This is a genomic window from Deinococcus alpinitundrae (assembly GCF_009982895.1).
Classification (GTDB): Bacteria; Deinococcota; Deinococci; order Deinococcales; family Deinococcaceae; genus Deinococcus; species Deinococcus alpinitundrae.
Genome location: NZ_WXZL01000167.1, coordinates 1 through 324, shown reverse-complemented (window position 1 = coordinate 324; position 324 = coordinate 1). Strand labels below are relative to the sequence as shown.

Genomic DNA, 324 nt, shown 5'->3' with positions numbered 1-324 from the left:
ATCCACTGTGCTGGCGTTGCGATAATAATCTCATTAAATTCACTCACTAAAATGAACTTCTCAATTGTATGAATTAAAATCGGTTTATTATCAATATCTAAAAATTGTTTTGGTAATGGCACGTTCCCCATTCTCGAACCAATACCTCCTGCTAAAATACCTGCATAAATCATGTTGTCCTCCATTCTGTCATTACATCATTTCCATTTATACATTACTGACCTATGCCCGCACATAAGCCCAACCTATTGCTCACTTTCCTCTTTTATTAAGCCAAAGGCAGTTGTCACAATAGTGTGATAATTTTTTATAAAAATGTATTTT

At 34.0% G+C, this 324-nt stretch carries 1 protein-coding gene; it reads right to left on the bottom strand.

All coding sequences use genetic code 11. The annotated features are described in order from the left end of the window. A partial coding sequence (locus GUI70_RS25490; protein WP_161884546.1) for an NTP transferase domain-containing protein occupies window positions 1-173 on the bottom strand: 173 nt, incomplete at its 3' end. Between the last annotated feature and the right edge of the window lie 151 nt (window positions 174-324).